Below are 15,331 nucleotides of genomic sequence, written 5' to 3'. Positions count from 1 at the left end.
TCTTAGCCAGCAAATTGCTGTATGAAGCGGCTGCCAAAATAGGCAAGGGTGAGAATGCCCGCACCCGCGACGTTGAACCAGACCACGCGACGACCGCGCCAGCCTTCATGATAATGGCCCCATAACAGGACAATATAGACAAACCACGCGATGATGGAGAGCACCGCTTTATCGATATTCTCCACGCTGAACAGGTTCTTCATGTAAAACAGGCCCGTGCAGAGCGTGAGCGTCAGCAGCACCACACCCACCTGGGTGATGTGAAACATCTTACGCTCAATGACCATCAGCGGCGGCATTTCATGGTTAAACGCCAGCTTTTTGTTTTTCAGCTGGTAGTCAATCCAGGCGAGCTGCATGGCGTAAAGCGCGGCGATAATCAGCGTCGCGTAGGCAAAGAGCGACAGACCGATATGCACCAGCATCCCCGGCGTCGCCTCCAGATGCGTAATGAACTCATTAGGCATAAAGGTGGCGAGGGCCAGATTGATCAGCGCGAAGGTATAGACAATCGGCAGCAGCAGCCAGCCGCGATTTTTAGACGCGACGATGGTCATTACCGTACAGATCATCAGGCTGACCAGCGAGCCGACGTTGAGGACGCTCAGGTTTTGCACGCTGCCGTCGCCGGGGATAATGCGTGATTCCAGCGCAAAGGCGTGGCTAATCAGTGCGATCACCGCCGAAAGAATAGCCATGCGCCGCCAGCCGCTGTTTTTTTGCAGCAGTCCGGGAATAATCAGCGCGAGGCTGACAGAGTAGGCAACAAGGGCGATCAGTGCGAAAACAGGCATATAGGCATCGACAGTTGTCTTAATAAGAAAGAGAAGCAGTATAACGTTACGTGACGCCTGCTCCAACCGTTGCATAACAACAAAGGCGCCTTCATGTTATACTCCGGCAAAATTCTGTGTATGTGTCGCTCAATGCGGCCCAACGTTTCTACTCAGGCGAGAGACAATGTTTGATAATTTAACCGATCGTTTGTCGCGCACGCTGCGCAACATCAGCGGCCGCGGACGCCTTACTGAAGAGAACATCAAGGAAACGCTGCGCGAAGTGCGCATGGCGCTGCTGGAAGCAGACGTGGCGTTGCCGGTTGTTCGTGATTTTATCAACCGCGTAAAAGAGAAGGCGGTTGGTCATGAAGTTAACAAGAGCCTGACCCCGGGTCAGGAGTTCGTCAAAATCGTTCGTAATGAACTGGTTTCGGCGATGGGCGAAGAGAACCAGGTGCTTAACCTGGCCGCTCAGCCACCGGCCGTGGTGCTGATGGCGGGCCTGCAGGGTGCGGGTAAAACCACCAGCGTCGGTAAGCTGGGTAAATTCCTGCGCGAAAAGCACAAGAAGAAAGTGCTGGTGGTCTCTGCGGACGTCTATCGCCCGGCGGCGATCAAGCAGCTGGAAACTCTGGCTGAGCAGGTTGGCGTGGATTTCTTCCCGTCCGACGTGGCGCAGAAGCCTGTCGACATCGTTAACGCCGCGCTGAAAGAGGCGAAGCTGAAATTCTACGACGTGCTGCTGGTGGATACCGCCGGTCGTCTGCACGTTGACGAAGCGATGATGGACGAGATCAAGCAGGTGCACGCCTCTATCAACCCGGTAGAGACCCTGTTTGTTGTCGACGCCATGACCGGTCAGGATGCGGCGAATACCGCGAAAGCATTTAACGAAGCGCTGCCGTTGACCGGCGTAGTGCTGACCAAAGTGGACGGTGACGCCCGCGGCGGTGCGGCCCTCTCGATTCGCCACATCACCGGCAAGCCGATCAAATTCCTCGGCGTGGGCGAGAAAACCGAAGCGCTGGAGCCGTTCCACCCGGACCGTATTGCCTCCCGTATCCTCGGCATGGGCGACGTGCTGTCTCTGATCGAAGATATCGAGAGCAAGGTTGACCGCGCGCAGGCTGAGAAACTCGCCAGCAAGCTGAAAAAAGGAGACGGGTTCGATCTCACCGACTTCCTTGAGCAGCTGCGTCAGATGAAAAACATGGGCGGCATGGCCAGCCTGATGGGCAAACTGCCGGGCATGGGCCAGATCCCTGACAACGTGAAAGCGCAGATGGATGACAAGGTGCTGGTGCGTATGGAGGCGATCATCAACTCGATGACGCTGAAAGAGCGCGCTAACCCGGACATCATCAAAGGTTCCCGTAAACGCCGTATCGCAGCCGGTTGCGGCATGCAGGTGCAGGACGTTAACCGCCTTCTGAAACAGTTCGACGACATGCAGCGCATGATGAAGAAAATGAAGAAAGGCGGCATGGCGAAGATGATGCGCGGGATGAAAGGCATGATGCCTCCCGGTTTTCCAGGGCGTTAATCGCTTTTGAGATTGCTTTTTGCCCGAAAATGAGTAAAATTTTCGGGCTTTTAATATGACACCCGGGCTCCGTTCCTCGATGGGGCCCGGTTGTTTTATTCACACAAGAGGATGTTATGGTAACTATTCGTTTAGCACGTCACGGCGCTAAAAAGCGTCCGTTCTACCAGGTTGTTGTGACTGACAGCCGTAATGCACGCAACGGTCGCTTCATCGAGCGCGTTGGTTTCTTCAACCCACTGGCCGCTGGCGCAGAAGAAGAAACTCGTCTGGATCTGGATCGTATCGCTCACTGGGTTGGCCAGGGCGCTACTGTTTCCGATCGCGTTGCTACGCTGATCAAAGCAGCAAACAAAGCAGCTTAATCTGTCACGGTGGTCATGATGAGCAGTAAAGCACCTGTTGAACCGATCGTATTGGGAAAAATGGGTTCTTGCTACGGTATCCGTGGTTGGCTCAGAGTGTTTTCCTCCACTGAAGACGCTGATAGCATTTTTGATTACCAGCCCTGGTTCATCCAGAAAGGCGGTAAGTGGGAAGAGGTCGAGCTGGAAAGCTGGCGTCACCACAATCAGGACATCATCATCAAGCTGAAAGGCGTTGACGATCGTGATGCCGCGAATGCGCTGACTAATTGTGAAATTGTCGTGGATTCGTCGCAGTTGCCAAAGCTGGAAGAGGGCGACTACTACTGGAAAGACCTTATGGGTTGCCAGGTGGTCACTACCGAAGGCTACAGCCTGGGGAAAGTCATCGATATGATGGAAACCGGGTCAAATGACGTTCTCGTCATTAAGGCAAACCTGAAAGATGCATTTGGCATCAAGGAGCGGTTGGTCCCGTTCCTCGATGGACAGGTTATCAAGAAAGTCGATCTCACTACTCAAACCATTGAAGTAGATTGGGATCCTGGTTTTTAAATTCTCCGGATAAACGGTAAAAGACGGCGCTATGTGGATTGGCATAATTAGCCTGTTTCCTGAAATGTTCCGCGCGATTACCGATTACGGGGTAACTGGCCGGGCAGTAAAGAATGGCCTGCTGAGCATCCAGAGCTGGAGTCCTCGTGACTTTACTCATGACCGGCACCGTACCGTGGACGATCGTCCTTACGGCGGCGGACCGGGGATGCTAATGATGGTGCAACCCTTACGGGACGCCATTCACACAGCAAAAGCCGCGGCAGGTGAAGGCGCAAAGGTGATTTATCTGTCACCTCAGGGACGCAAGCTTGATCAAGCGGGCGTGAGCGAACTGGCGACGAATCAAAAGCTGATTCTGGTCTGTGGGCGCTACGAAGGGATAGATGAGCGCGTAATTCAAACCGAGATTGACGAAGAATGGTCTATCGGCGATTACGTTCTCAGCGGTGGTGAGTTACCGGCAATGACGCTGATTGACTCCGTCGCCCGGTTTATTCCGGGGGTTCTGGGCCATGAAGCTTCGGCAACGGAAGATTCCTTTGCCGATGGGTTGCTGGACTGTCCACACTATACTCGTCCTGAAGTGTTAGAAGGGATGGAAGTTCCGGCAGTGTTACTGTCTGGAAACCATGCCGAGATACGTCGCTGGCGTTTGAAGCAGTCGCTGGGCCGAACCTGGCTTAGAAGACCTGAACTTCTGGAAAACCTGGCTCTGACTGAAGAGCAAGCAAAGTTGCTGGCCGAGTTCAAAACTGAACACGCGCACCAGCAGCATGAACATGATGGGAATGCGTAATACGCTCCCGAATATCAGTTTACCCAGGATAAGAGATTAAATTATGAGCAACATTATTAAGCAACTTGAACAAGAGCAGATGAAGCAGGACGTACCTTCCTTCCGTCCAGGTGACACCGTGGAAGTGAAAGTATGGGTTGTTGAAGGTTCCAAAAAACGTCTGCAGGCATTCGAGGGCGTGGTTATCGCTATTCGTAACCGCGGTCTGCACTCTGCATTCACTGTTCGTAAAATTTCCAACGGCGAAGGCGTTGAGCGTGTCTTCCAGACTCACTCTCCGGTAGTTGACAGCATTGCTGTTAAACGTCGTGGTGCTGTACGTAAAGCTAAACTGTACTACCTGCGTGAGCGTACTGGTAAGTCTGCTCGTATTAAAGAGCGTCTGAACTAAGATTCGCTTAAGCGACATCCTGTTAGAAAGGGCTGGCCGAAAGGCTGGCCCTTTTTTTATCCCATCGCACCTCTCGAGTTAACCCTTTCGTCATAAATCCTTTACAATGCTTGCCTCTTGAGTGGAGGGGAAGTGGATAACGTACTGCATCAGCCTGACCGGAAACGCGCAGCGGCATTGACCGCGCTGTTTGCGATCCTGCTGATCGTGGTGGCGCCGCTGATCTCCGTCTCGTTGCAGAAAGATCCCATGAGCGCCATGCCGGGCATGCATCATGACATGAGCATGATGTCGATGGACGAGCATCACGGCGATATGCCGCACTCGATGCCTGTCGACCATGCGGAAGCGTGCGGCTACTGCGTGCTGTTAGCGCATGTCCCTGGCGTGATGCTGGCGCTCATCGTCCTGCTCAGCGTGGTGCTGCAGAGGCTTCGCGTTAAGCCGCCGCGTCAGGCGGTCAACCACTGGCACTTCTTCCCCTGGCTTTACCCTGATACCCGCGCGCCGCCGTGGCAGTCTGCTTTTTCCCAATAAAAAAATATCGATAACTTTTTGCCTTAAAAAGGAAAAGTATGACTACCTGCACCTCGCGCGTGGCATGGGGAAACCTGCTGCGTCGCCTTCATTTTTACGTTGGGCTGTTTGTCGGCCCGTTTATCTTCTTCGCCGCGCTGACCGGGACGCTGTATGTGGCGACCCCGCAGCTGGAGAATGCGCTCTACCGACACGCGCTCCACGCGGATTCCGTTGGCGAGCCGCAGCCTCTGGCCGAACAAATCGCCGTGGCGGAAAAAACCGTTGGATCAGATTTACGTTTGCACGCCGTTCGTCCTGGGCTGGCTGAAGGCGAAACCACCCGCGTGATGTTCGCTGACCCGAAACTTGGGTCATCGGAGAACCGCGCTATCTTCGTGGATCCGGTAAGCCTGACGGTACTGGGAGATCTGACGGTATACGGCACCAGCGGGATTTTACCGCTGCGTCAGACCATTGATTACCTGCATACGTCCCTGATGCTGGGCGACGTTGGGCGCCTTTACAGCGAGCTTGCGGCCTCGTGGATGTGGGTTGCCGCGCTGGGCGGTATTGCCCTGTGGTTTTATACCCGACCCAAACGACGGATCAACAATCGCTTCCAGAACCGGCGTCGGGTGCATGTGACGCTGGGCTGGGTTCTGCTGGGAGGAATGCTGCTGTTCTCGGCAACCGGCCTGACCTGGTCCCAGTGGGCTGGCGGGAACGTGGATAAGCTGCGTGCAGAGATGAACTGGCTCACCCCGCAGGTGAACATGACGATATCCGGCCAACATGAGATCGTGGATGAACATGCCGAACACCGTGGTCATCACGGTGGGATGATGATGCCGGAAATGGCGATGGATTTGACGCTGTTTGACGGGGTGTTAAGCGCGGCGCGTCACGCGGGGATTGATGCCAGCAAGCTGGAGATCCGCCCGGCGAAAACGAAGGATCGTGCCTGGACCGTGACGGAAATCGATCGCAGCTGGCCGACTCAGGTGGACGCCGTTGCGGTTGATCCCCATACGATGCAGGTCATGGACAGAACCCGATTCGAGGATTTCCCGTTAATGGCAAAACTGACCCGCTGGGGCGTGGATTTCCATATGGGGATCTTATTCGGCCTGGTGAATCAGCTGCTGCTCGTGGCGTTCGGCCTCGCCCTGTGCGTGCTCATTATCTGGGGATACCGGATGTGGTGGATGCGTCGTCCTGCGCAATCGGCAGTGAGTCCGGTACAGACGCTTTGTCAGAGCTGGCTGGCGCTGTCAGGATGGGGAAGAGGGGTTACGCTGATAACCAGCGTACTGCTGGGGCTGGCCCTGCCGGTCATGGGCGTGAGTCTGGCGCTGTTTATTCTGGTGGACTGGCTGCGCTGGCGAGCGGCAACCAGGGTGACGCTCGCCGAATCATCCGCTAAATAACCCTATGGCGTGCTGATCACCACTGCGACGCGGCGGTTTTCAGCGCGCCCTTGCGGGGTACTGTTGCTCGCAACCGGGTATTTTTGACCTAATCCCCGCGTGGTGAGATTGCTGCGCGGGATATTTGCCCCCTTTGCCCAGGCATCGGCCACGGCGTTGGCGCGTTTTAACGACAGCGCTTCGTTGTAGCTTTCTTCCCCGTAGTTATCCGTGTGACCGTCCATTCGCGCATGGGTCAGGCCGGTTTCCGCCAGGCGAGAGGCCATGGACTGGATCTGCGTTTCACTCTCAGAACGCAGTCTGGCGTCATTTTTATCAAACAGGATGGTGTCCGACATGCCAAGCGACCAGTCACCGTTCAGTTCGTTAAAACCGTAAGACTTCATCGCCGCAATTTGCTCAGGAGTGAATTTTCCTTCCGGCGGCGACTGACAGCCTGCCAGAACCAGTGAGGCCAGTACTAACGGCGCGAAGTAACGTTTTAACATAGTGTATCCTTTCTAACTTATTGTTTTCGTACGCTGGTTTTTAACCTGGTACATATTGCGGTCAGCCCTCTCCAGTAATGCTTCCACGGAAGCATTTTCCCACGCCAGAGCAAAGCCAATGCTGAGTGACATCGATGCTTTTTGCCCGTTATGAAGATCAAACGGACGAATAAACTGCTGCGAAAGCGCAGCACAAATGTGTTGAACCTCAAGCTCAGAGTGAACGCCGTACAGCACCATGGCAAATTCGTCACCGCCAAGACGGTAAGACTGATGACGTTTGTCGCCAAACTCCATCATCCTGCTGGCGACTTCGATCAGCACGCAGTCTCCTGCCGCGTGGCCCCAGGTGTCGTTAATAAACTTAAAGTTATCACCGTCGAGGAAGAGCAGGGCCGAGTTTGTTCTGGCTGAAGGGTCGTTCATTAAGGCCGCAATGCTGTTACGAAACGCTGCGCGGTTGGCAAGACCGGTGAGCGGGTCGTGCATGGCGGTCCGCAACAGCTGGGCGTTTTTCGCCTGGAGCTTCAGCTGCCACTCTTCCATTTCATCCAGAAGACTGTTGAAGTCTTCGCCAAACTGGTGAAACTCTTCGATACGCCCGTCTTTCACCCGGCGGGAGAAGTTGCGGTTTGTGCGTACGTCATGCACGACGTCGGTAATGTTCTGCAGGGCCATAACCATCCCACGATGCAAAGACTGGGTAATGATAAGCGCGACGACGGCGGCAAAGAGAATGCAGCCGGTAAGTACGGCAAACGACGTCCAGATGAAGTGGCTGATCAAACTGTCACGCGCGGTAAGGCGGATTTCGCCGATCCTTAAGCCGTTATGCATGATGGGCTGCGCAACCGGTACGGGGAAAAGCCAACGGCTGACCAGTGCGCCCAGCGTGTCGTTGTTATCTTCCGGGTTCCAGGACCAGTAGGCAAACCGCTTTTTATGCGCGTTAATCACCTCCGCAGCGGCAAACTGCCCCTGTTTGCCCAGGGCTGCAAGCGTTTCGTTGGCCGCCAGCGAGTCGTTGAAAACCAGCGAAGCTTCCAGGCTGTGGCTCATTGTGGCGCCGGTTAATTCGAGGTTCTTTTGCGCATATTGTTTTAACGTCACGACGGAAGCAAAACAGAGCAACAGCCATATTAACGTCATTGTGATAATGACGCTTATCATGCTGTTTCGCCTCAACGTTCTTTTAAACGTCGGACGTGGCGTTGAAGTGAAATCTTTATCCATGCTGCTTATTCCGTGCCAGCATTAATACATCCGGATTGACTCTTACGCCACTGCGCGTCAACGCATCCAGGTTGACGGAAAACCGTACCTGGCCGCGATCGATCATCAGGCAAAAGGCACTGCCAATTACACATTCCGGATTTTGCTCTGAGATTAATAGCAACGCTCTGCCCTGATATTGACTTATTAATTCAAGTTGTTTTGCCGGTGATTCAGACCCGAAATAAATCGCATCACACGTCGCGGCCAGGGCTTCCTGATCGTTACGTACAATAACGGGAGTATAGGGTAACTCGTTGTGCCCTTCGTCGCCGCTGAGCGCGTGCGTATAGTGAGAAGTGGCATAGACGCAAAGTTTAGGCTGCCCGGAAAGTGACGGCCATCGCGTATAGCTCACAATGCCTGAGACAATCGAGCGTACCGATTTATCCGTTTCCGTAAGCGTGCCTGCCGCCGCAGGGCCCACCATAAGGAACAGCATTAACACCAGAGTGAGTCGGAAAAAAGAGATCAAGAATAAATTTCTCACCAGAATCCGCCACATCGCTCCGGAAATAGATGTCCTTGAGAGTTGCGGGCAGAATACCATTGTTTATCAGAGCCGTCATTATGTCAGAAATAGCATCAGGCCAACCTAAGCTAAATCCTACAGTTGTTTATTTTTCGGTGGATAAAAATAGACTTAATTAAGTCTGCTGGAACGCATACTTTCATCCATCCCTTCCTGCCATGACGCACGCAGTTTTGTCGCGTTTTCGGCAGTATCGCAACTGGCAGGGAAAGATTTGCCCGCTAATCCCCAGGCATGAATAAACCCTTCTTCGCAGACTTTCTTTTGGCCGTCAGCGTAGCCGCGAAGATATTCACTACGATCAACGTGGGTGTCGTTAAAACTATCGGCCAGGGTCTGGTTATCTTTAACCGGCAGGCCATTCATGGCGTCTTCTTTACCTGCATCAAACCAGGAGGGACTGGTCCAGTCGGGCTGGAAGGTATAAGGATTGATCTGGCAGCCCGTTAAAAACAGCGACAACAGCATGAGAGCAATTGAACGCATAGCCATTCTCCTTTTTTCTTCAGCATAGCCTGGCTTAAGAATATATGTCTGTAATTTAAACTTTACGTTTTTGACGGCTGATTTTTGCAATAAATTGGCTTGTGTAAAGTAATGTGTACGTATTTTGGATTGAAATGTTTACTTTTTATGGTATCGTGGTTTCACCTCATTGAGGAAAACAACTATCGCAAACGAGCTTTACAGGATCGCCATCATGCAAAAAGACGCGCTGAACAACGTACATATCACTGACGAACAGGTTTTAATTACCCCGGATCAACTGAAAGCAGAATTTCCGCTGAGCGTCGCGCAGGAGGCTCAGATTGAGCACTCGCGTCAGACCATTTCAAATATCATCGCCGGCCGCGATCCGCGCCTGCTGGTGGTGTGTGGTCCTTGCTCCATTCACGATCCTGAAGCCGCCATTGAGTACGCTCGTCGATTTAAAGCATTAGCGGAGGAGGTCAGCGATAGCCTCTACCTGGTGATGCGCGTCTATTTTGAGAAGCCACGTACTACCGTCGGCTGGAAAGGGTTGATTAACGATCCGCACATGGATGGCTCGTTTGATGTAGAAGCAGGCCTGAAGATTGCGCGTCGCCTGCTGGTTGAGCTGGTCAGCATGGGGCTGCCGCTGGCAACCGAAGCGCTGGATCCGAACAGCCCGCAGTACCTGGGAGATCTGTTCAGCTGGTCCGCGATTGGCGCGCGTACCACGGAATCGCAAACCCATCGCGAGATGGCGTCTGGCCTGTCGATGCCGGTTGGTTTTAAAAACGGTACCGATGGCAGCCTGGCGACGGCGATTAATGCCATGCGCGCTGCCGCCATGCCGCACCGTTTCGTCGGTATCAACCAGGCAGGCCAGGTATGCCTCCTGCAAACGCAGGGTAACCCGGACGGCCACGTGATCCTGCGCGGCGGTAAAGCCCCTAACTACAGCCCGGCGGACGTGGCCCAGTGTGAAAAAGAGATGGAGCAGGCGGGACTGCGCCCGGCACTGATGGTAGATTGCAGTCATGGTAACTCGAATAAAGATTACCGTCGCCAGCCTGCGGTTGCGGAATCCGTGGTCGCACAGATCAAAGATGGCAATCGTTCGATTATCGGTCTGATGATTGAGAGCAACATTCATGAAGGCAATCAGTCATCTGAACAACCGCGCAGTGCCATGAAGCACGGCGTCTCCGTGACGGATGCCTGCATCAGCTGGGAGACGACCGATGCACTGCTGCGTGAGATCCATAAAGATTTAAACGGCCAGCTGGCGACGCGTCTGGCTTAAGAGGGTAGTTATGGTTGCTGAATTGACCGCACTGCGCGATCAAATTGATGAAGTGGATAAGGCGCTGCTGGATCTGCTGGCGCGACGCATGTCGCTGGTTGCCGAAGTCGGTGAGGTGAAAAGCAAATACGGCCTGCCGATTTACGTCCCGGAGCGCGAAGCCTCTATGCTCGCCTCCCGCCGTAAAGAGGCGCAGGCGCTGGGGGTTTCGCCGGACTTGATTGAAGATGTTCTGCGTCGCGTGATGCGGGAGTCCTATTCCAGTGAAAACGACAAGGGCTTCAAAACTCTCTGTCCTTCCCTGCGTCCGGTCGTGATTGTCGGCGGTGCTGGGCAGATGGGGCGCCTGTTTGAAAAGATGCTTACGCTTTCTGGCTACCAGGTGCGCATTCTGGAAAAAGAGGACTGGGCGCATGCTCCGGAACTCATGAAAGATGCCGGGATGGTTATCGTCAGCGTGCCGATCCACGTGACGGAGCAAATCATCGGGAAGCTGCCTCCTTTACCGAAAGATTGCATCCTGGTGGATCTGGCCTCCGTCAAAAATGGTCCGCTGCAGGCAATGCTGGCTGCTCATACGGGTCCGGTGCTGGGTCTGCACCCGATGTTTGGCCCGGACAGCGGCAGCCTTGCTAAGCAGGTGGTGGTTTACTGCGACGGTCGTCAGCCGGAAGCCTATCAGTGGTTCCTGGAACAGATTCAGGTATGGGGGGCACGACTGCACCGCATCAGCGCGGTTGAGCACGACCAGAACATGGCGTTCATTCAGGCGCTGCGCCACTTTGCCACGTTTGCCTACGGTCTGCATCTGGCGGAAGAGAACGTACAGCTTGAACAGCTTCTGGCGCTCTCTTCACCTATCTATCGTCTGGAACTGGCGATGGTCGGGCGTCTCTTTGCGCAGGATCCGCAACTTTACGCGGACATTATTATGTCCTCTGAAAACAACCTGGCGCTGATCAAGCGCTACTATCAGCGCTTTGGTGAAGCCATTACGCTGCTGGAGCACGGAGATAAGCAGGCGTTTATCGATAGCTTCCGCAAGGTCGAACACTGGTTTGGCGATTACGCGCAGCGTTTCCAGAATGAGAGTCGGACTTTATTGCGCCAGGCAAATGACAGTCGCCAGTAATGCGATGATGTATATACTGAAAGCCAGCAATGCTGGCTTTTTTCATTTTGGGGAACTGTCATGGCCGAACCGCAGCTGCTGTTGAATTACACCGGGCATTTGCCTGAATGCCCGACTTGGAGCGCCGAAGAGCAGGCGCTCTACTGGGCCGATATTCTGGAAGGAGAGATCCACCGCTACCATCTGCCGACGGCGGAACACACCGTACTCTCTTTCCACGAGGAGGTGGGCTGTTTCGCGTTGCGCGAGCAGGGTGGTTTTATCGTTGCGATGAGAACGGGTATCTGGCTGACCGATAAACACGGCCTGCTGCGCCGCAAGGTGTGTGATAACCCCTCTAACCCGCAGCTGGCGCGTTTTAACGATGGAGGTACCGATCACCAGGGCCGCTTCTATGCGGGCACGTTCTGGGGGCCGGGAGATTACAACGGCGCCCTGCTGATGCGCATCGACAACGACCTGACGCCGAAGGTGATCCAGTGCGATATCCACGGGCATAACGGCTTAGCGTTTAGCCCGGATAAGCAGTGGATGTTTACCTCAGATACGCCAAACGGTGTGATCTATCGTACGCCGCTTGATGAGCAGGGCGAACCCGGCAGGCGCGAGGTGTTTCGTCAGTTTAAAGAGGGCGAGGGGATACCGGACGGCGCGGCGATGGATGTGGAAGGCTGTTACTGGAGCGCGCTGTTTGACGGCTGGCGCATCGCGCGTTTTTCACCGCAAGGGGAGCAGCTGGAAGAATATCGCATGCCGGTGCGTTGCCCGACGATGGTCTGCTTTGGCGGCGATGATATGAAAACGCTGTTTATTACCACCACGCGGGAGAATATGGATGCGGAGGAGGTGGCGAAATATCCGCTATCCGGGGCCATCTTCACCCTGCCGGTGGGCGTGGCAGGGATGAAGAAAAGCCGCTTTATCGAACGTTAGATTGGATCGACCGGCACGACGTTTTCGCTCGGGTAGCAGCCCAGCACCTTCATGGAACGCGTGATCTCGCCCAGCTCGCGGAGAGCTTTCTGCATGGAAGCGGACTCCAGGTTGGCCTGGATGTCGAGATAGAACATCTCTTCCCACGGGTTACCGTGGATTGGGCGTGATTCCAGCCTGGTCATGATCAGGTTGTGATTACGCAGCACCAGCAGGGCTTCAACCAGCGCACCGGCCTGTTGGCCGGTGGCCATCAGCAGCGTGGTTTTTGCTGGCACCTGGTCAGACACATTGATTGCCTTGCGGGCCAGCACCACGAAGCGGGTAATGTTTTGCGTCTGGTTTGCCAGGTTGCGTTCCAGCACCTGCAGGCCATACAGCGCGCCGCCCGCTTCGCTGCCGAGCGCCGCGACGGTGGGGGAATTAGCCTGCGCCACTTTTTCCATCGCCGCCGAGGTGCTTTCGGTGTACTCAATTTTCCAGTTCGGATAGCGGTTCAGGAACTGGCTGCACTGCTGGAACGGCTGCGGATGACTGTAAACCGTTTCGATCGTGTTCAGGTCCGTTGAACCGGATACCAGCACGCAGTGATCGATAGGGATCGTCAGCTCGCCGACCAGCGACAGGCTGGTGTGCTGCAGCAAATCGTAGACATCGTTGATAGCGCCGGAGCTGGTGTTTTCAATCGGCACCACGGCGTAATCCGCCTGGCCGGTCTCGACCTGGTTAAAAATGTCGGCAAACTTCGCGCAGCCGCTCTCGATAAACTCTTCGAAATGGCGTGCAGCGTACTGACGTGCGGCCAGGTGAGAATAGGAGCCCTTTGGCCCGAGGAAAGCGATACGCGCAGAGTGCGGATTGGTTTTATTGAGATGCTGCTGCAGTAGCGCTTGCTGGGTCAGAACGGAATCTTCGATGATGAGCTGGAACAACCGGGTGATGTAGTGGGCATCGAGGTGATGCGCTTTGCCGAGCTGAATGAGACGTTCCAGAAGATCCCGCTCGCGGTCGATATCACGGACCGGACGATGGGAGTCCAGCTTGGCTTTGCCTACTTCAACGGCAAGGGCGCGGCGTTCGGCCAGCAGCGCCAGCAGTTTCTCATCCAGCGCGCTGATTTTTACTCGCAGATCCAGTAACGGGTTTTCCGGTGTCATAGTGTTGCCTGTCTCATCTTATCGTTATCAATAAAAAAGGCCCCCCGGTGTGGGAGGCCTTGTTGTTCGTCTTCGCATTCTTTATCACACGACGAAACGCCTCCCGTTCAGGGGAAGGTAAAAAAGAATGCGAAGAAGAACGGCGTAAGTTTCATAAAGTCATCCTGCGATTGATACCGTTAAAGTACCTGTACTGTTTTCACCCTGTCAATAAAAAACAAAAAACGCGCCCGAAGGCGCGTTGGCGGTACACTCAATTTAAAGGATTACTCTTCTTCAACTTCTTCCGCGAAGCTGGCGTCTTTCACCGACGTTGCGGCGCGACGGGCTTCACCTTTGTGTTGCACTTTATTGAGCTGCCGTTCCAGCTTGTTGATCAAATCGTTAATAGCTGTGTACATATCCTCGTGTTTTGCGCTGGCGACCAGATGGCCGTTTGGAGTATTGATAGTTGCGTCAGCGATGAAACCCTGCGGCTCCTTGGACAGGATGATATGTGGATTAATCAAATGAGTTTGCCATTTATCCAGTTTGGCGAGACGGTCTGCGACGTGCTGGCGAATTGCCGGAGTAATTTCCATTTGTTTACTGGTAATGTTCATTGTCATAAATTTTACCTCTTGTCTTTCCGTCTTGGTGATTCCAGCATACCCGACCCAATGTCAAAATGTGTGATTTATATCACGTTATTTTGTCGGTTTTTGTCAGGGAATCTTTTTTGTGAGGCAGGGCAGGAAGAGGTGAGATTTACCTTGTAGAAGGCATAAATTGGGGCCATAGTTGACAGGATGTGTTGAGGCTAAGGCGCTTCAGCAATGCTCAGAAACGAATAAAAAAACGGCAGCCTGCGGGCTGCCGTTTTGCATTGAGGCAAAATCAGGTGTTGCTGCTGTTCGCGGCGATGATTTTCGCCACTTTTTCAGCCTGAGCGGTCATCTGCATCTGACGGTAAGCATTTTCCATCAGCTTCAGGCCGTCGCGCGTTGCCTGAGTATCCGGGTAATCGCGCAGCATACCTTCTACGCGGTTAACCACGGCAACCCATGCGCCACGGCGGGTATAATATTCCGCCACGGAGTATTCATATTTCGCCAGACGATCTTTCAGGAACACCAGACGTTTGGTGGCGTCAGTCACGTACTGGCTGTTTGGATAGCCGCGCACCAGCTTGGAGAAGTCATTGAAGGCATCACGCGCATGCTGCGGGTCACGGTCGGAACGATCCACGCCGAAGAAGCCCTGCAGCGCACTGTCGTCCAGCGCCATGTTGGTGAGGCCGCGCATGTACATCACGTAGTCGATGTTAGGATGAGTCGGGTTCAGACGCATGAAACGATCGATGGTTGCCTGAGCCAGCGGCAGATCGGCATTTTTATAGTATGCGTAGATGAGATCTAACTGTACCTGCTGCGAATACGGACCAAATGGATAGCGATTATCCAACGCTTCCAGTTGCGTTATCGCCTGTTTCCAGTTACCGTCCTGCAACTTTTGTTGTGCAGTCGCATAGATTTCATTCGGCGGATTGTCAGGGACCTGTTCATTTGAACCGGAGCAGCCCACCAAAGCCAGGCTCAACGTGGCCGCTGCCACCAGATATTTCATGCGCGTCATGACGTTTTGACTTTCCTCAAATGTTTGTCCGGGAGAAACTCTGTTCCTGCTCCC

19 protein-coding genes and 1 other annotated feature are annotated in these 15,331 nt (G+C 54.1%); of the genes, 10 read left to right on the top strand and 9 right to left on the bottom strand.

The features are described from left to right. Positions 1–2 precede the first annotated feature (2 nt). The gene (locus FOY93_RS16935; protein ID WP_032623031.1) at positions 3–794 is read right to left on the bottom strand and encodes a cytochrome C assembly family protein; all 792 of its coding nucleotides are present in this window, start codon (positions 792–794) and stop codon (positions 3–5) included. A 166-nt stretch (positions 795–960) separates the two neighbouring features. Here FOY93_RS16935 and ffh point away from each other — a divergent pair, with 166 nt between their 5' ends. The 7 genes from ffh to FOY93_RS16900 all read left to right on the top strand — a co-directional run bounded on the left by ffh (position 961) and on the right by FOY93_RS16900 (position 6,378). Continuing rightward, the gene (gene ffh, locus FOY93_RS16930; RefSeq protein ID WP_014884878.1) at positions 961–2,322 is read left to right on the top strand and encodes a signal recognition particle protein; all 1,362 of its coding nucleotides are present in this window, start codon (positions 961–963) and stop codon (positions 2,320–2,322) included. 116 nt (positions 2,323–2,438) lie between these two features. Continuing rightward, positions 2,439–2,687, top strand: coding sequence for a 30S ribosomal protein S16 (rpsP, locus tag FOY93_RS16925; protein ID WP_003863133.1), 249 nt, complete (start codon positions 2,439–2,441; stop codon positions 2,685–2,687). A gap of 15 nt (positions 2,688–2,702) precedes the next feature. Next, positions 2,703–3,242 carry a ribosome maturation factor RimM gene (gene rimM, locus FOY93_RS16920; protein ID WP_164850638.1) on the top strand — a complete coding sequence of 180 codons (540 nt, stop codon included), beginning with the start codon at positions 2,703–2,705 and terminating at the stop codon, positions 3,240–3,242. Between the two features lie 31 nt (positions 3,243–3,273). Further along, positions 3,274–4,041: a tRNA (guanosine(37)-N1)-methyltransferase TrmD gene (gene trmD, locus FOY93_RS16915; protein ID WP_014832949.1), complete on the top strand. Its 768-nt coding sequence runs from the start codon at positions 3,274–3,276 to the stop codon at positions 4,039–4,041. Positions 4,042–4,084: 43 nt separating this feature from the next. Continuing rightward, positions 4,085–4,432: a 50S ribosomal protein L19 gene (gene rplS, locus FOY93_RS16910; RefSeq protein WP_002914145.1), complete on the top strand. Its 348-nt coding sequence runs from the start codon at positions 4,085–4,087 to the stop codon at positions 4,430–4,432. A gap of 132 nt (positions 4,433–4,564) precedes the next feature. Further along, positions 4,565–4,969, top strand: coding sequence for a DUF2946 domain-containing protein (locus FOY93_RS16905; protein ID WP_143345411.1), 405 nt, complete (start codon positions 4,565–4,567; stop codon positions 4,967–4,969). 38 nt (positions 4,970–5,007) lie between these two features. After that, positions 5,008–6,378, top strand: coding sequence for a PepSY-associated TM helix domain-containing protein (locus tag FOY93_RS16900; protein WP_143345410.1), 1,371 nt, complete (start codon positions 5,008–5,010; stop codon positions 6,376–6,378). A gap of 2 nt (positions 6,379–6,380) precedes the next feature. On the opposite strand, the gene FOY93_RS16895 is transcribed toward FOY93_RS16900, so the two are convergent. The 4 genes from FOY93_RS16895 to FOY93_RS16880 all read right to left on the bottom strand — a co-directional run bounded on the left by FOY93_RS16895 (position 6,381) and on the right by FOY93_RS16880 (position 9,156). Continuing rightward, the gene (locus tag FOY93_RS16895) at positions 6,381–6,866 is read right to left on the bottom strand and encodes an OmpA family protein (RefSeq protein ID WP_115876096.1); all 486 of its coding nucleotides are present in this window, start codon (positions 6,864–6,866) and stop codon (positions 6,381–6,383) included. A 12-nt stretch (positions 6,867–6,878) separates the two neighbouring features. Then, positions 6,879–8,099, bottom strand: a complete 1,221-nt coding sequence (gene dgcN, locus FOY93_RS16890; RefSeq protein WP_115876095.1) for a diguanylate cyclase DgcN/YfiN — start codon at positions 8,097–8,099, stop codon at positions 6,879–6,881. Continuing rightward, entirely contained in the window at positions 8,092–8,643 is a 552-nt protein-coding gene (yfiR, locus tag FOY93_RS16885) for a regulatory sequestration protein YfiR (RefSeq protein WP_223580273.1), read from the bottom strand. The genes dgcN and yfiR overlap by 8 nt, the downstream gene beginning before the upstream one ends. A 138-nt stretch (positions 8,644–8,781) precedes the next feature. Beyond that, complete coding sequence (locus FOY93_RS16880; RefSeq protein ID WP_115876094.1) at positions 8,782–9,156, bottom strand: DUF2799 domain-containing protein; 375 nt, start codon at positions 9,154–9,156, stop codon at positions 8,782–8,784. 214 nt (positions 9,157–9,370) lie between these two features. On the opposite strand from FOY93_RS16880, the gene aroF reads away from it, so the two are divergent. The 3 genes from aroF to FOY93_RS16865 are packed head-to-tail and all read left to right on the top strand — an operon-like array spanning position 9,371 to position 12,506. Further along, positions 9,371–10,441 carry a 3-deoxy-7-phosphoheptulonate synthase AroF gene (aroF, locus tag FOY93_RS16875; protein WP_143345409.1) on the top strand — a complete coding sequence of 357 codons (1,071 nt, stop codon included), beginning with the start codon at positions 9,371–9,373 and terminating at the stop codon, positions 10,439–10,441. A gap of 10 nt (positions 10,442–10,451) precedes the next feature. Further along, positions 10,452–11,573, top strand: a complete 1,122-nt coding sequence (gene tyrA, locus FOY93_RS16870) for a bifunctional chorismate mutase/prephenate dehydrogenase (RefSeq protein ID WP_143345408.1) — start codon at positions 10,452–10,454, stop codon at positions 11,571–11,573. Between the two features lie 60 nt (positions 11,574–11,633). Beyond that, positions 11,634–12,506, top strand: coding sequence for an SMP-30/gluconolactonase/LRE family protein (locus tag FOY93_RS16865; protein ID WP_115876091.1), 873 nt, complete (start codon positions 11,634–11,636; stop codon positions 12,504–12,506). Here the strand turns inward: FOY93_RS16865 and pheA are convergent. The 4 genes from pheA to bamD all read right to left on the bottom strand — a co-directional run bounded on the left by pheA (position 12,503) and on the right by bamD (position 15,277). Beyond that, positions 12,503–13,663 (bottom strand): bifunctional chorismate mutase/prephenate dehydratase, encoded by a 1,161-nt coding sequence (gene pheA / locus FOY93_RS16860; RefSeq protein WP_021242003.1) that lies wholly within the window; start codon positions 13,661–13,663, stop codon positions 12,503–12,505. The two genes, FOY93_RS16865 and pheA, sit on opposite strands and share 4 nt — an antisense overlap. A 30-nt stretch (positions 13,664–13,693) precedes the next feature. After that, positions 13,694–13,819 (bottom strand) — a sequence feature (Phe leader region). Then, a complete protein-coding gene (pheL, locus tag FOY93_RS16855; RefSeq protein ID WP_100249759.1) occupies positions 13,771–13,818 on the bottom strand; it encodes a pheA operon leader peptide PheL in 48 nt (15 codons plus the stop codon). Its footprint overlaps the feature before it by 48 nt. Before the next feature lie 110 nt (positions 13,820–13,929). After that, a complete protein-coding gene (raiA, locus tag FOY93_RS16850) occupies positions 13,930–14,271 on the bottom strand; it encodes a ribosome-associated translation inhibitor RaiA (protein WP_003863162.1) in 342 nt (113 codons plus the stop codon). Between the two features lie 268 nt (positions 14,272–14,539). After that, positions 14,540–15,277 carry an outer membrane protein assembly factor BamD gene (gene bamD / locus FOY93_RS16845; protein ID WP_023308867.1) on the bottom strand — a complete coding sequence of 246 codons (738 nt, stop codon included), beginning with the start codon at positions 15,275–15,277 and terminating at the stop codon, positions 14,540–14,542. Positions 15,278–15,331 lie beyond the last annotated feature (54 nt).

Origin of the sequence: Enterobacter sp. 18A13 (genome assembly GCF_007035975.1) — a bacterium.
Taxonomy (GTDB): Bacteria; Pseudomonadota; Gammaproteobacteria; order Enterobacterales; family Enterobacteriaceae; genus Enterobacter; species Enterobacter vonholyi.
This window is presented reverse-complemented; position numbering and strand designations above follow the sequence as displayed.